The organism is Pseudomonas sp. GOM6 (assembly GCF_029537485.1).
In the GTDB taxonomy this organism is placed as follows: domain Bacteria; phylum Pseudomonadota; class Gammaproteobacteria; order Pseudomonadales; family Pseudomonadaceae; genus Aquipseudomonas.
In genome coordinates, this window is the sequence record NZ_JARPUS010000019.1 from 1 (window position 1) to 12,933 (window position 12,933).

Genomic DNA, 12,933 nt, shown 5'->3' on the forward strand with positions numbered 1-12,933 from the left:
GTAACAGGGGTTCGAGTCCCCTAGGGGACGCCATGCGGGAATAGCTCAGTTGGTAGAGCACGACCTTGCCAAGGTCGGGGTCGCGAGTTCGAGTCTCGTTTCCCGCTCCAAATTCACGAAACGCCACCCATTCGGGTGGCGTTTTCGTTTGTGCGCAACTGGCACAGAAAAAGGCCCGCTCGGCATCGCCGGCGGGCCTTTTGCGTAGGCGGCGATCAGTGCTTGGCGCTGTCGCTGGGCAGGGTCAGCAGTTGCTTCTCGCGGTTCCAGTCGAAGGGCTCGTCGTTCTCTTCGGCTTCGAAGCGACGCTCGTCAAGGCGCTGGAACAGTTCGATCTCTTCGTCCGGCATAAAGTGCAGGCAATCGCCGCCGAAGAACCACAGCAGGTCACGAGGCACCAGGTGGGCCACTTGCGGGTAACGGTGGAACACCTGGCTGATGATGTCCTGGCCCAGGTACTGGCTACTCTCCGGGTCGACCGGCAGTTGCGCCAGCAACTCGTCGAAACGCTCCAGGAACAGGGCGTGAGTATCGTCTTCCACCAGTTCAGCTTCGCCCAGGGCGACCAGAATGCCGCGCAGGTGGGCGAGCAGGGCGAGGTGGTGGTCGAGGTAGGCAGTGGCCATGGTGGGTGTCCTTTAACGCGAAAACAGGCGCGGAGTATAAGTCCCCGCGCCCGCGCTGTCGTCAGCGTACCTTTGCGCGGCTGAGTTTCAGATCCTCCTTGGCGAAGTCATCAACGTCGATCACCTTGCGGCGGGCGTCCTCTGCTGCTTGCAGTTGTGCAGCGTCTTCGGCGCTGAGCACCTTATGGCGCACGGCTGCGTCTATTAGGCTCTCCCCAGGGGCGGGCTGCAGCTGACCGTCACGTTCGGCCTTGTCCACCTTGCGGCGCAGGGCTTTGCTGCTCTCCAGCAGCTCGATGGCCTGGCTGAGAGCGGCTACCGGATCATCTTGCTGGCTGGGACGGAAGCAGCCATCCAGCAGGTTTTCCAGTGCCGTATCACCGGGATTTCGACCGAGGATGGCCGCAATTTCGGCGTCCAGAGTGTCGTCCGGACCGCGATGCCGGCGGCCAAGGGGGAAGACCAGTACATGAAGCAGGCAGCCCAGCCAGCGGTTGGGGAAGTTCTCCAAGACGCCTTGCAGAGCATGTTCGGCTTTCTCCAGGTTTTCCTCCAGGGCCCAGCGAACCAGAGGCTGAAGTGCTTCGGGGTTACCCAGGTCGTGGTAGCGCTTGAGGGCGGCGCTGGCCAGATAGAGGTGGCTGAGCACGTCGCCCAGGCGGGCGGAGAGTCGCTCGCGGCGTTTCAGTTCGCCGCCGAGCAGCATCATGCTGCAGTCGGCTAGCAAGGCGAAGGCCGCGGCCAGACGATTGAGGCTGCGGAAATAGGGGCGACTGAGGTTGTCACCTGGCACATCGCCAAAGCGGCTGAGCGTCAGACCCTGCAGCAGGGTGCCGGCGGCATTGCTCACGGCAAAGCCGACGTGACGCAGCAGCAGATCGTCGAACTCGACCAGCGCCTGCGCCTTGTCCTCGCGGTTTGCCAGGGCCATTTCATCGAGCACGAAGGGGTGGCAGCGAATAGCCCCCTGACCAAAGATCATCAGGTTACGCGAGAGGATGTTGGCGCCCTCCACGGTGATGGAGATCGGCGCGCCCTGCCAGGAGCGTCCCAGGTAGTTGCTCGGGCCCATGATGATGCCCTTGCCGCCGTGGATGTCCATGGCGTGGCCGATGCATTCGCGCCCGCGCTCGGTCAGGAGGTACTTGAGGATGGCCGAGAGCACCGAGGGTTTTTCGCCCAGGTCGACGGCACTGGCCGTCAGGCGACGAGCGGCGTCCATCATCCAGGCATTGCCGCCAATGCGTGCCAGGGCTTCCTGGATGCCTTCGAAGGCGGCCAGTGGTACGCCGAACTGCTCGCGTACCCGGCTGTACTGGCCGCTGACCAGGCTGGAAAACTTGGCGGCTCCGGTACCGCCGGCTGGCAGGGAGATGGAGCGGCCGACCGACAGGCAGTTCATCAGCATCATCCAGCCCTTGCCGAGGTATTCCGGCCCGCCGATCAGGTAGTCCAGCGGCACGAACACGTTTTTGCCGGCGTTGGGGCCGTTCATGAAGGCCGCACCCAGCGGCAGGTGGCGACGGCCAATTTCCACGCCGGGCGTGTCGGTAGGAATCAGCGCGAGGCTGATGCCCAGGTCTTCTTTCTCACCGAGCAGGTGATCCGGGTCGTACGCCTTGAAAGCCAAGCCCAGCAGGGTGGCAATGGGGCCAAGGGTGATGTAGCGCTTTTCCCAGGTCAGGCGCAGGCCGATGACTTCTTCACCGTTCCACTGGCCCTTGCAGACGATGCCGGTGTCCGGCATGGCGCCGGCGTCGGAGCCAGCCAGCGGGCCGGTCAGCGCGAAGCAGGGGATCTCTTCACCGCTCGCCAGGCGCGGCAGGTAGTGCTGGCGCTGCTCATCGGTGCCGTAGTGCAACAGCAACTCGGCCGGGCCCAGGGAGTTGGGCACCATCACGGTGGAGGCCAGGTCGCCGGAGCGGGTGGCGAGCTTCATCACCACCTGGGAGTGGGCGAACGCGGTAAAACCCTTGCCGCCATATTCCTTGGGAATGATCAGGCCGAAGAAGCCATGCGCCTTGATGTGTTTCCAGGCCTTGTCGGGCAGGTCCAGGTGCTGGCCGATATCCCAGTCGCTGACCATGGCGCACAGCTCTTCCACTGGGCCGTCGATAAAGGCCTGCTCCTCCTCCGTGAGTCGGGTCGTGGGGTAATCGAGCAGTACCTGCCAATCCGGTTTGCCACTGAACAACTGGCCATCCCACCACACGGTGCCGGCCTCGATGGCTTCACGCTCGGTATTCGACATCGGCGGCAGGACTTTCTGGAACCAGGTGAACAAGGGGCCGGTGATGGTCTTGCGGCGCAGTTCGGGAAGGAACAGCGGCACGGCGACGCCGAGCCAGAGCAGCCACAGGATCAACAACGCCCAACCCGGTGCATCGCCAGAGAGGGCGAGCAGGCTCAGAAAAACGGCGACCAGGGTTAGCGAGACGGGCACGGAAACGCGCCGATAGGCCAGCGCGGCCACACCGATGACAAGCAGCAACAACCAGACAGCCAGCATGCGTAATCCTCCATGAGCCCGGCCCCATGAGTGGGGCCGGCGGGTGCGGCAGGCACGCGCAGTGAGTGTGGGTGCGCTCGCCGCTTGGTGGTAGTGACAACCCTCAGGGTAGACCGTTCAGTTGGCCTCGCTGGTGTGTGGCGAATAATCGAGCCTGTTGATAATCAAGATTGGTGATTACGACTTCATGATTGGCCCCGGCCTTGATAGGGTGCCGGGCAGTGATCGTGCTCTCGCCGAAACATCTGGTTGCATTGGCGGCGGTAGCGGCGTATCAAACCTTTCTCTTTTCGCAAGGCTTGTACTGTTCATGAGTAGCGCACTGTCCATCCGGCAGCTCACCAAGACCTACGCCAACGGCTTTCAAGCCCTCAAGGGCATTGACCTTGAGGTCGCTGAGGGCGACTTTTTTGCCCTGCTCGGTCCCAACGGTGCGGGCAAGTCCACGACCATCGGCATCCTCTCCACCTTGGTGAATAAGAGCGGCGGCACGGTTAGCGTCTTTGGTCACGACCTGGATCGCGACCCCTCCGGCCTCAAGCGCTGCCTGGGCGTGGTGCCGCAGGAGTTCAACTTCAGTCAGTTCGAGAAGGTCTTCGACATTGTCGTGACCCAGGCCGGTTACTACGGTATCCCGCAGAAAGTGGCGCAGGCCCGTGCCGAGCAGTACCTGACCCAGCTCGGCCTGTGGGACAAGCGCAACGAAGCTGCACGCATGCTCTCCGGTGGCATGAAGCGGCGCCTGATGATCGCCCGCGCGCTGGTGCACGAGCCGCGCCTGCTGATCCTCGACGAGCCCACGGCCGGCGTGGATATCGAGCTGCGTCGCTCGATGTGGAGCTTCCTCACCGAGCTGAACCAGAAGGGCATCACCATCATTCTCACCACGCACTATCTGGAGGAGGCGGAACAGCTGTGCCGCCACATCGGCATCATCGACCACGGCCAGATCGTCGAGAACACCAGCATGAAGGCCCTGCTCAAGACCCTGCACGTGGAAACCTTTCTGCTCGATCTCAAGGAGTCGCTGCTGGTGCCGCCTCAGCTGGCGGGCTACCCGGCCAGCCTGGTCGACCACCACACCCTGGAGGTGCAGGTGGAGAAGAGCCTGGGCGTCACCGAGCTGTTCCGCCAGCTGGCGGCGCAGAACATCGAAGTGCTGAGCATGCGCAACAAGAGTAACCGTCTCGAGGAGCTGTTCGTGTCCCTGGTCGAGAAGAACCTGGCGAAGAAGGTGGCGCAATGAGTCCGGAACTCAGCTCCAACTGGATCGCCCTGCAAACCATCGTGCGCCGCGAAGTGCGGCGCTTCATGCGCATCTGGGCGCAGACCCTGCTGCCGCCGGCCATCACCATGGCCCTGTACTTTGTCATCTTCGGCCGCCTGATCGGCCGCCAGGTCGGCGGCGTGGGGCAGTACTCCTACATGGAGTTCATCGTCCCCGGCCTGATCATGATGTCGGTGATCACCAACTCCTACAGCAACGTGGTGTCGAGCTTCTTCTCCAGCAAGTTCCAGCGCAACGTCGAGGAACTGCTGGTGTCGCCGGTATCGCCGCACACCATCCTCATCGGCTACACCATCGGCGGCGCGCTGCGCGGCCTGGCGGTGGCCTTTATCGTCACCCTGCTGTCGCTGTTCTTCACCCACCTGCAGGTCCATCACCTGGGCGTGACGGTGCTGGTGATTCTGCTCACCGCGATTACCTTCTCGCTGGGCGGTTTCATCAACGCGGTATTCGCGCGCAACTTCGACGACATCTCGATCATCCCGACCTTCGTGCTGACGCCGCTGACCTACCTGGGCGGGGTGTTCTACTCCATCAGCCTGTTGCCGGAGTTCTGGCAGCACGTGTCGCTGGCCAACCCCATCCTGCACATGGTCAACGCCTTCCGCTACGGCATCCTCGGCGTGTCCGACATCAATATCGGCATCGCCATCGGCATGATGCTGCTGGCCAGCACGGTGCTCTATATCGTCTGCATCCGCCTGCTGCAGAGCGGCCGCGGCATGCGCCAGTAAGCATTGGGTAACATTTAAGATGCTCGGCAAGCCCGGGAGGCATCGCTAAACTCGACCGCTTGGACAACAAGAGGTCGCTCGATGACAATCCGCCACCGCCATGCCCTGTTCATCGCCTCCCTGCTCGTCATTACCGCGCCTGCGGCTCTGGCCGAGCGACCTCCGCGGGTGGAAGTGGTGCAGCCCGAGCGGGCGCTGGTGCGTGACGAGCTGGTGACCTTCGGCTCGCTGCGTTCGGATGAGTCGACCATGATCCGCCCGGAGGTCGACGGCCGTGTCGCCAGCCTGCAGTTCCGTGAGGGCCAGGCGGTCAAGGCCGGCGATCTGCTGGTCAGCCTGGATGATGCCATCGCCCGAGCCGAGCTGGCCCAGGCCCGCGCCAACCTGGATCTGGCCGACAAGAGCTTCGAACGCACGCAGATGCTGTTCAAGCGCGGCGCCAGCAATGCGCAGACCCTCGATGAGGCCCAGTCGCAGCTGCAGGCGGCGCGTGCCAGTCTGGCCCTGGCCCAGGCTCGCCTGGACAAGACGCAGATCCGCGCACCCTACGACGGTGTGCTCGGCCTGCGCCTGGTCAGCGTGGGCGACTACCTCAGCGCCGGCGACGATATCGTCAACCTGGAAGTGCTCGACCCGCTCAAGGTGGACTTCCGCATCCCGCAGAAGGCGGTCAGCCAGGTGCGCCTGGGCCAGGCCATCGAGCTGAGCCTGGACGCCTATCCCGGCGAGCGATTCCGTGGCGAAATCATCGCCCTCAACCCGCGTCTGGACGAAGTCGGCCGCAGCCAGGCGCTGCGCGCGCAGGTGGCCAATGCCGACCAGCGCCTCAAGCCCGGGCAGTTCGTCAAGGTCTCGGTGATCCTCGCCGAGCGCCCGCAGGCCTTGCTGATTCCGGAAGAGGCGGTGATGCCGCTGGGCCAGTTGCTGTTCGTCAATCTGGTGGTGGACGGCAAGGTCGAACGCCGGCAGATCCGCCTGGGCCAGCGCCAGCGCGGCAAGGCCGAGGTGGTCGAGGGCCTGGATGGCAGCGAGACGCTGATCAGCGCCGGCTGGCAGAAGGTTGCGCCGGGCCGCGAGGTGCGCAGCGAGCCGCGGGGTGAGGCGCCATGACCCTCTCCGATATCTGCATCCGCCGGCCGGTGTTTGCCACCGTGCTGTCGCTGATCATCGTGCTGCTCGGCCTGCTGGCCTATCAGCGCCTGGCGGTGCGCGAATACCCCAACATCGACGTGCCGATCGTCACGGTCAACGTCAGCTATCCCGGTGCCAGCCCGGAGATCATGGAGTCGCAGGTCGCCCAGCCGGTCGAGGACGTGCTGTCGGGCATCGAGGGCCTGGACTTCGTCAGCTCCATCAGCCGCTCGGAGAACACCCAGATCACCGCGCAGTTCCGCCTCGGCACGGACTCCGACGAGGCGGCCAACGACGTACGCGACCGCCTGGGCCGGGTGCGCAGCCTGCTGCCGGACGAGATCGACGAGCCCATGGTGCAGAAGGTCGAGGCCGACGCCCAGCCGGTGATCTGGCTGGCCTTCTACAGCGAGCGCTTCTCCGCCATGGAGATCACCGACGTGATCGAACGGGTGGTGCAGGATCGCCTGCAGACCATTCCCGGCGTGTCCGAGGTGCTGATCCGGGGGGCACGCACCTATGCCATGCGCATCTGGCTCGATCCGGAGAAACTGGCCGCGCATGACCTTACGGTGCAGGACGTGGAGGACGCCCTGCGCCGGCAGAACGTGGAGATTCCCGCCGGGCGCATCGAGTCGGTGCAGCGCGAGTTCTCGGTGCTGGCGGAGACCGACCTGAAGACCCCCGAGGAGTTCAACCAGCTGATCCTCGACGACTCGCGCGGCTACCTGCTGCGCCTGTCCGATGTCGGTCATGCCGAAATCGGCGCCGCCGACGAGCGTACCCTGGCGCGTTTCAACGGCCGTTCGGCGTTGGCGGTGGGCCTGATCAAGCAGGCCACGGCCAACCCACTGGACATCTCCGATGGCCTGGAGCAGGCGCTGCCCAGCCTGCGCAAGCTGCTGCCCGAAGGCATGCAGATGCAGGTGTCGAACGACAACTCGCAGTTCATCCGCGAGTCGATCAGCAACGTCTACACCACCATCTGGGAAGCGGTGCTGCTGGTCATCCTGATCATCTTCCTGTTCCTGCGCTCGCTGCGCGCCACGCTGATCCCGCTGGTGACCATCCCGGTGTCGCTGATCGGCGCCTGTGCGCTGATGGCGCTGATGGGCTTTTCCATCAACACCCTGACCCTGCTGGCCATGGTGCTGGCCATCGGCCTGGTGGTGGACGATGCCATCGTCGTGCTGGAGAACATCCACCGGCACATCGAGCAGGGCATGCGCCCGCTGCAGGCGGCCTTTGTCGGCAGCCGCGAGATCGCCTTCCCGGTGATCGCCATGACCCTGACCCTGGCCGCGGTGTATGCGCCGATCGGCTTTATGCAGGGCACGACGGGAAAACTCTTTACCGAATTCGCCTGGACCCTGGCTGGCGCCGTGCTGGTGTCCGGCTTCGTTGCCCTGACCCTGTCGCCGATGATGTGCGCCCACCTGCTCAAGGCACACTCGCCGCAGCAGCACCACAGCCGCCTGTACAACCTCATCGAGCACGGCCTGGAGCGGCTGAACCAGGTCTATGGGCACCTGCTGCAGCGGGTACTGCGCGCCTGGTGGCTGGTGCTGGTGGTGCTGGCGGCGATGCTCGCCCTGTGCGCCTGGCTGTTCCTCGGCCTGCGCAGCGAACTGGCGCCGACCGAGGATACCGGCACCATCGTCGGCTCGATCAACGGCCCGGACGGCGCCACCCTCGGCTACACCAGCCGCTACGCTAAGCAGCTGGAGGAGGCCTATGCCGCCATCCCCGAGACCAACCGCTACATGGTCATCGTCGGCTTCCCCACGGTGGCCCAGGGCCTGTCGTTCATGAAGCTGGAGGACTGGGACGAGCGTGAGCGCAGCCAGTTCGAGATTCGTGACGAGCTGCTGCCCAAGCTGCAGGATATTCCCGGCGTGCGCGCCTTCCCGATCAACCGGCCGCCGCTGGGGCAGAGTGCGCGCAACCAGCCGGTCAACTTCGTGATCCGTTCCTCGCTGGAGTACGCCGAGCTGCAACCCTACGTCGAGCAGCTGCTGGCCGAGGTGCGCGACTACCCGGGCCTGGAGAGCCTGGACAGCGACCTCAAGCTCAACACGCCGCAGCTCAAGGTCACGGTCAACCGCGAGCAGGCGGTGGCGGTGGGGACCGACGTGGCCACCATCGGTCGCAGCCTGGAGAGCCTGTTCGGCAGCCGCCAGGTGACCCGCTTCAAGCAGAACGGCGAGCAGTACGACGTGCTGGTGCAGCTGCAGGACGTCGACCGCAGCAACCCGGACGACCTCAACCGCGTCTACGTGCGTGGTCGCGACGGCAGCATGGTGCAGCTGTCCAACCTGATCGAGGTGCGCGAGACGGTGGCGCCGCGCGAGCTCAACCACTTCAACCAGCTGCGCGCGGTGACGGTCACCGCCAACGTCGGCTCCGGCTACACCCTGGGCCAGGCGCTGGATCACCTGGAGGAGAGGGCACGGGCGATCTTCCCGCCCGACACCCAGTTCGACTACACCGGCACCTCGCGCGACTTCAAGGAGTCCGAGAGCGGGGTGGCGCTGATCTTCGTGCTGGCCCTGGTGTTCATCTTCCTGGTGCTGGCGGCCCAGTTCGAGAGCTTCCTCGACCCGCTGATCATCCTGTTCAGCGTGCCGCTGTCGATGGCCGGCGCACTGCTGGCGCTGACCCTGTTCGGCGGCACCCTGAACATCTACTCGCAGGTCGGCCTGGTCACTCTGATCGGCCTGATCACCAAGCACGGCATCCTTATCGTCGAGTTCGCCAACCACCTGCTGCGCGAGGGCCGCGAACTGGGCGAAGCGGTGCTGGAGGCGGCGCTGCAGCGCCTGCGGCCGATCCTGATGACCACTGGCGCCATGGTCCTCGGCGCGGTGCCGCTAGCTATCGCCAGCGGTGCCGGTGCCGAGAGCCGCCAGCAGATCGGCATGGTCATCGTCGGTGGCCTGTTGGTGGGCACCTTCTTCACCCTGTTCGTGGTGCCGACCCTGTATATGCTGCTGCGCCGCTGGCGGCCAATCGCCCAGCCCAGCGCGGAACTGGCGCAACACTAGTGGGGCCGTTGGTCGCGGCAGCTTGCGGGTGAGCCCCCAGCGGCTATGCCTGTAACAGGCATCGTTCGCAGGGAGGCTGATCCATGAAAACCCATCTCTTGCTGCTGGCACTGCTGCTACCGCTGGCCGGCTGCACCCTCGACCGTTCCGGACTGGCGGGTATGCCGCCGGGCGAGTTCAACGCCACACCGGCACTGGCTTGCCCTGGCGACACGGTGACCATTACCTGGGACACCGAAAGACCGAGGCATCCCGACTTCTGCCGTTATCCCAATGGCAACCTGCCCACCCTGGAGCGTTGTAGCTCCAGTGGTAGCTGCAGCGTGGGTGGCAGCACCTGCCTGGACGGCCACTGCAACCTGTGCTCGGCCATCAGCGATGCACAGGAGCGTTTGAGTGAATGCGCTTCGCCCAGCGACGCGGGCTGCCAGCCGGATATCAATGCGCGCTTGCGCCTGGCCCCCGAACCGACGCCGCCGCTGGCCGCTGCGGAGGATATTCGCCAGCACCGCGGCGAGAGAACGTTCGTGGTGGCACAAACCACCGATATCGCCTTCCTCAGCGAAGTGGCCGACCCCGAGGGCAACCGCGCGGGCAATCCGCAGTGGCTGGGGCGGCTCGACATGAATGCGCGGGTCGAGGTGGTCGACCCCGATCTGCTACGCACGGCGCCGAACGCTTACGAGTGCCGCGGCGGCGCCAGTTGGCCCGGAACCCGGCTCGAGGACCTGTTCCCGGACGCTTCGCCGCGCCTGCGCCTGCTCTCGGTGCGCAATCCCAATCGCTTCGTCGTGGTGGGTAATCTCGATGGCGTGCCGCTGCGCCTGGAGCCTGGCGAGACCATCATGCCGGGGTCTCTGCTCGCAGGGCCGCTGCAGGCTCAGCCGGACCCTGTGTTTCTGCGTACCCTGCCGCCGGTGCAATGCAGCGCGACCACCAGCATCGGCAGCTACCCGAGCGCGCCTTTGCAGCTGACCGTGGGCTGCACAGCCCCCTAGGGACCTGGAAAGGCCAAAAATGCCAGTCGTCTCGGGGGAATGCGGGGCGCTGAGCCCGGAGGTGGTTGGTGCGGGAGGGTGCCCATTGCCAATGCCGGCAGGGCGGCGCCGGTCTGACGTCCGCCCCGTGGGCAGCCTTTAGCTGACGCTCTGGCGTGCCACGCCGCGTGGCAGGCGATTGCGACCCGGCAGCTGCTCCAGGCGCTGCGCCCATTCGCTGCGTACGGACTTGCGCGGCGCCGGCGCAGGTGTGGCGGCAACGGTGACCGGTTCAGCCTTGGCGGCTTTGGCCGCCGCACGCAGCTCGGCCAGGCTGGGGGTCTTGTTGACGGGTGCCTGGGCTTTCTTCTCGCCTGCGCGCAGACACAGCTTGCAGGAAACCTGGGCCTGTTCTGTGGTGGTGTTGAGGCTCGACCCGGTGCGCCCGCAGGCGACGCTGTCTGGCGCGGTGGAGTAGTGAATAACCAAGGTGTTGTCTCCTGCTTTTTTCGGGGCGCGGGATGGTACACGCAGGAGCGATGGATGCAACCTTGACGTGCCGCTCAGCCTTGTGGAACGGACGGAAGATCCAGGATGAAGCGCGTCCAGCCGTCGGCAGACCGACAAGCCAGGGCGCCGCCGTGAGACTGAGCAATGGAACGGGCAATGGCCAGGCCAAGCCCGGCATGCTCGGTGCCGCCTTCACGGCGTGCGGGGTCTGCCCGGTAGAAGCGATCGAACAGGCGCTCGCACTGTTCGGGCGGAATCTGTGCCCCCTGGTTGGCCACTTCGATGCGGGTCGGGGTGGCACTCAGGCGCAATTCGCCGCCAGGTGGGGTAAAGCGCAGGGCATTGTCGATCAGATTGGACAGCATCCGGCGCAGTAGCAGGCGATCGGCGTCGAGCTGACCGCAGGCTTCGACCGTCAACCGCACGCCAGTCTCTTCGGCCAGTGGTGCGAAGTAGTCGGCCAGGGCCGACAACTCGGCCTCCAGCATCAAGGGTTCACGGCGGGTTTGCAGCAGACCGTTGTCGGCCTTGGCCAGCAGTAGCATGTCGCTGACCATCTGCGCCAGGTGCTGCAACTCTTCGAGGTTCGAATGCAGGGCTTCGCGATAGTCCTCCAGTGCCCGTGGCTGGCTAAGAGTTACCTGGGTCTGGGTCAGCAGGTTGGACAGCGGCGTGCGCAGCTCGTGGGCGATGTCGGCGGAGAAGGCCGAGAGACGCGTGAAGGCGTCCTCCAGGCGCGCCAGCATGGCGTTGAAGGCCTCGGTCAGCTCCTGCAGCTCGGCCGGGATACCGTCCAGCGGCAGGCGGGTGGTCAGCGACTGCGCCGACACCTGCTGTGCCACGCCGGTCATTCGGCGCAGTGGGCGTAGGCCGCGGCGTGCCACCCACGCGCCGAGTAGCGCGGTGGCCAGCGCCGAGAGACCGACGCAAAGCCAGATCAGTCGCTGCATCTGGGCCAGAAAGTGCTGATGGTGGGTGATGTCCAGCAGCAGGCTGAGCTGCAGACCGCTGTCCAGTCGCTCCTCGATCACGCGGAAGTCGCTGCCCTGGTGCTGCCAGCGGCTGATGTGTTGCTCATTCGGCGGCAGGTGACTGAGCTCGGCGTGGCTGGTGAACCATCGCTGGCCGTCTGTGCCCTGAATACGCAGGGCCAGTTCGGGGTGGCGTTGCAGTTCCTGCTCCAGTTGTGGGCGCCTTGCAGCCAGGTCTTCTCGGCTGGTTACGCCCTGCAGCTGCTCGGCAAAGACCGTCAGTTTGCCCTGCAGCTGTTGCTGATCCAGCTCGACGAAGTGCGCTTCGCTGGCCCGTGTGAACAGCGCGCCGGCCACCAGGGCCACGGCGGCAGCGCAGGCGGCGAACAGTAGCGCCAACCGGTTGGCCAGTGACATCAGGCGCGCACCTCCAGCACATAGCCCATCCCACGCACCGTGTGGATCAGCGGTGCGGCGAAGCCGTCGTCAACCTTGCTGCGCAAGCGGCGAATGGCGACCTCTATGACGTTGGTGTCGCTGTCGAAATTCATGTCCCACACCTGCGAGGCAATCAGCGACTTGGGCAGCACCTCGCCCTGGCGGCGCAGCAGCAGTTCCAGCAGGGCGAACTCCTTGGCGGTCAGCTCGATGCGCTGGCCGGCGCGCTCGGCGCGACGGCGCAGCAGGTCGAGGGACAGGTCGGCGGCTTGCAGCAGGTGCTCCTGTGGTGCGCCGTTGCCGCGCCGCAACAGGCTACGCACACGCGCCAGCAGCTCGGTAAAGGCGAAGGGCTTGACCAGGTAGTCGTCGGCGCCGCCTTCCAGCCCGCGTACGCGGTCTTCAACGGCATCGCGGGCGGTGAGGAACAGTACCGGGGTGGCCAGGCCGGCGGCGCGCACGCTGGCGAGAATCTGCCAGCCGTCGCGACCGGGCAGCATCACGTCGAGAATCAACAGGTCATGGTCGCCGGACAGCGCCAGGTGCTCGCCGCTAAGGCCGTCCTGGGCCAGTTCGACGGCGAAACCCGCCTCGCTCAGGCCCTGGCGCAGGTACTGGCCGGTCTTGGGTTCGTCTTCGACAATCAACAATTTCATGGCGCAACTCAGGGCAACGACAGTCGGCTTTATACGCCAGCCAAGGGCT

10 protein-coding genes and 1 tRNA gene are annotated in these 12,933 nt (G+C 65.3%); 6 read left to right on the forward strand and 5 right to left on the reverse strand.

Features of this window, described 5'->3' with window-relative positions; all coding sequences use genetic code 11:
- Window positions 1-34: 34 nt before the first annotated feature.
- A tRNA-Gly gene (locus tag P7A97_RS18075) sits at window positions 35-110 on the forward strand.
- Between the two features lie 105 nt (window positions 111-215).
- On the opposite strand, the gene P7A97_RS18080 is transcribed toward P7A97_RS18075, so the two are convergent.
- The gene (locus P7A97_RS18080; RefSeq protein WP_277691517.1) at window positions 216-626 is read right to left on the reverse strand and encodes a PA2817 family protein; all 411 of its coding nucleotides are present in this window, start codon (window positions 624-626) and stop codon (window positions 216-218) included.
- A gap of 61 nt (window positions 627-687) precedes the next feature.
- Window positions 688-3,135 carry an acyl-CoA dehydrogenase gene (locus P7A97_RS18085; RefSeq protein ID WP_277691518.1) on the reverse strand — a complete coding sequence of 816 codons (2,448 nt, stop codon included), beginning with the start codon at window positions 3,133-3,135 and terminating at the stop codon, window positions 688-690.
- 310 nt (window positions 3,136-3,445) lie between these two features.
- Here P7A97_RS18085 and P7A97_RS18090 point away from each other — a divergent pair, with 310 nt between their 5' ends.
- The 5 genes from P7A97_RS18090 (at window position 3,446) to P7A97_RS18110 (ending at window position 10,330) form a co-directional block, all read left to right on the forward strand.
- A complete protein-coding gene (locus P7A97_RS18090; RefSeq protein WP_277691520.1) occupies window positions 3,446-4,381 on the forward strand; it encodes an ABC transporter ATP-binding protein in 936 nt (311 codons plus the stop codon).
- Window positions 4,378-5,157 carry an ABC transporter permease gene (locus P7A97_RS18095; protein WP_277691521.1) on the forward strand — a complete coding sequence of 260 codons (780 nt, stop codon included), beginning with the start codon at window positions 4,378-4,380 and terminating at the stop codon, window positions 5,155-5,157. Before P7A97_RS18090 ends, P7A97_RS18095 begins: the two co-directional genes overlap by 4 nt.
- Window positions 5,158-5,238: 81 nt before the next feature.
- A complete protein-coding gene (locus P7A97_RS18100; protein ID WP_277691523.1) occupies window positions 5,239-6,267 on the forward strand; it encodes an efflux RND transporter periplasmic adaptor subunit in 1,029 nt (342 codons plus the stop codon).
- Window positions 6,264-9,332 carry an efflux RND transporter permease subunit gene (locus tag P7A97_RS18105; RefSeq protein ID WP_277691524.1) on the forward strand — a complete coding sequence of 1,023 codons (3,069 nt, stop codon included), beginning with the start codon at window positions 6,264-6,266 and terminating at the stop codon, window positions 9,330-9,332. Before P7A97_RS18100 ends, P7A97_RS18105 begins: the two co-directional genes overlap by 4 nt.
- A gap of 83 nt (window positions 9,333-9,415) precedes the next feature.
- Window positions 9,416-10,330 carry a hypothetical protein gene (locus tag P7A97_RS18110; protein ID WP_277691525.1) on the forward strand — a complete coding sequence of 305 codons (915 nt, stop codon included), beginning with the start codon at window positions 9,416-9,418 and terminating at the stop codon, window positions 10,328-10,330.
- 138 nt (window positions 10,331-10,468) lie between these two features.
- Here the strand turns inward: P7A97_RS18110 and P7A97_RS18115 are convergent, their stop codons facing one another.
- The 3 genes from P7A97_RS18115 to P7A97_RS18125 all read right to left on the reverse strand — a co-directional run bounded on the left by P7A97_RS18115 (window position 10,469) and on the right by P7A97_RS18125 (window position 12,884).
- A complete protein-coding gene (locus P7A97_RS18115; RefSeq protein WP_277691527.1) occupies window positions 10,469-10,798 on the reverse strand; it encodes a hypothetical protein in 330 nt (109 codons plus the stop codon).
- A gap of 74 nt (window positions 10,799-10,872) precedes the next feature.
- A complete protein-coding gene (locus P7A97_RS18120; RefSeq protein ID WP_277691528.1) occupies window positions 10,873-12,207 on the reverse strand; it encodes a heavy metal sensor histidine kinase in 1,335 nt (444 codons plus the stop codon).
- A complete protein-coding gene (locus P7A97_RS18125) occupies window positions 12,207-12,884 on the reverse strand; it encodes a heavy metal response regulator transcription factor (protein ID WP_277691530.1) in 678 nt (225 codons plus the stop codon). Before P7A97_RS18125 ends, P7A97_RS18120 begins: the two co-directional genes overlap by 1 nt.
- Between the last annotated feature and the right edge of the window lie 49 nt (window positions 12,885-12,933).

Excerpts from the sequence above, each read along its gene's own strand:
- P7A97_RS18080 (WP_277691517.1), bottom strand. The coding sequence starts at position 626 with ATGGCCACTGCCTACCTCGACCACCACCTCGCCCTGCTCGCCCACCTG.
- P7A97_RS18085 (WP_277691518.1), bottom strand. The coding sequence starts at position 3,135 with ATGCTGGCTGTCTGGTTGTTGCTGCTTGTCATCGGTGTGGCCGCGCTG.
- P7A97_RS18090 (WP_277691520.1), top strand. The coding sequence starts at position 3,446 with ATGAGTAGCGCACTGTCCATCCGGCAGCTCACCAAGACCTACGCCAAC.
- P7A97_RS18095 (WP_277691521.1), top strand. The coding sequence starts at position 4,378 with ATGAGTCCGGAACTCAGCTCCAACTGGATCGCCCTGCAAACCATCGTG.
- P7A97_RS18100 (WP_277691523.1), top strand. The coding sequence starts at position 5,239 with ATGACAATCCGCCACCGCCATGCCCTGTTCATCGCCTCCCTGCTCGTC.
- P7A97_RS18105 (WP_277691524.1), top strand. The coding sequence starts at position 6,264 with ATGACCCTCTCCGATATCTGCATCCGCCGGCCGGTGTTTGCCACCGTG.
- P7A97_RS18110 (WP_277691525.1), top strand. The coding sequence starts at position 9,416 with ATGAAAACCCATCTCTTGCTGCTGGCACTGCTGCTACCGCTGGCCGGC.
- P7A97_RS18120 (WP_277691528.1), bottom strand. The coding sequence starts at position 12,207 with ATGTCACTGGCCAACCGGTTGGCGCTACTGTTCGCCGCCTGCGCTGCC.
- P7A97_RS18125 (WP_277691530.1), bottom strand. The coding sequence starts at position 12,884 with ATGAAATTGTTGATTGTCGAAGACGAACCCAAGACCGGCCAGTACCTG.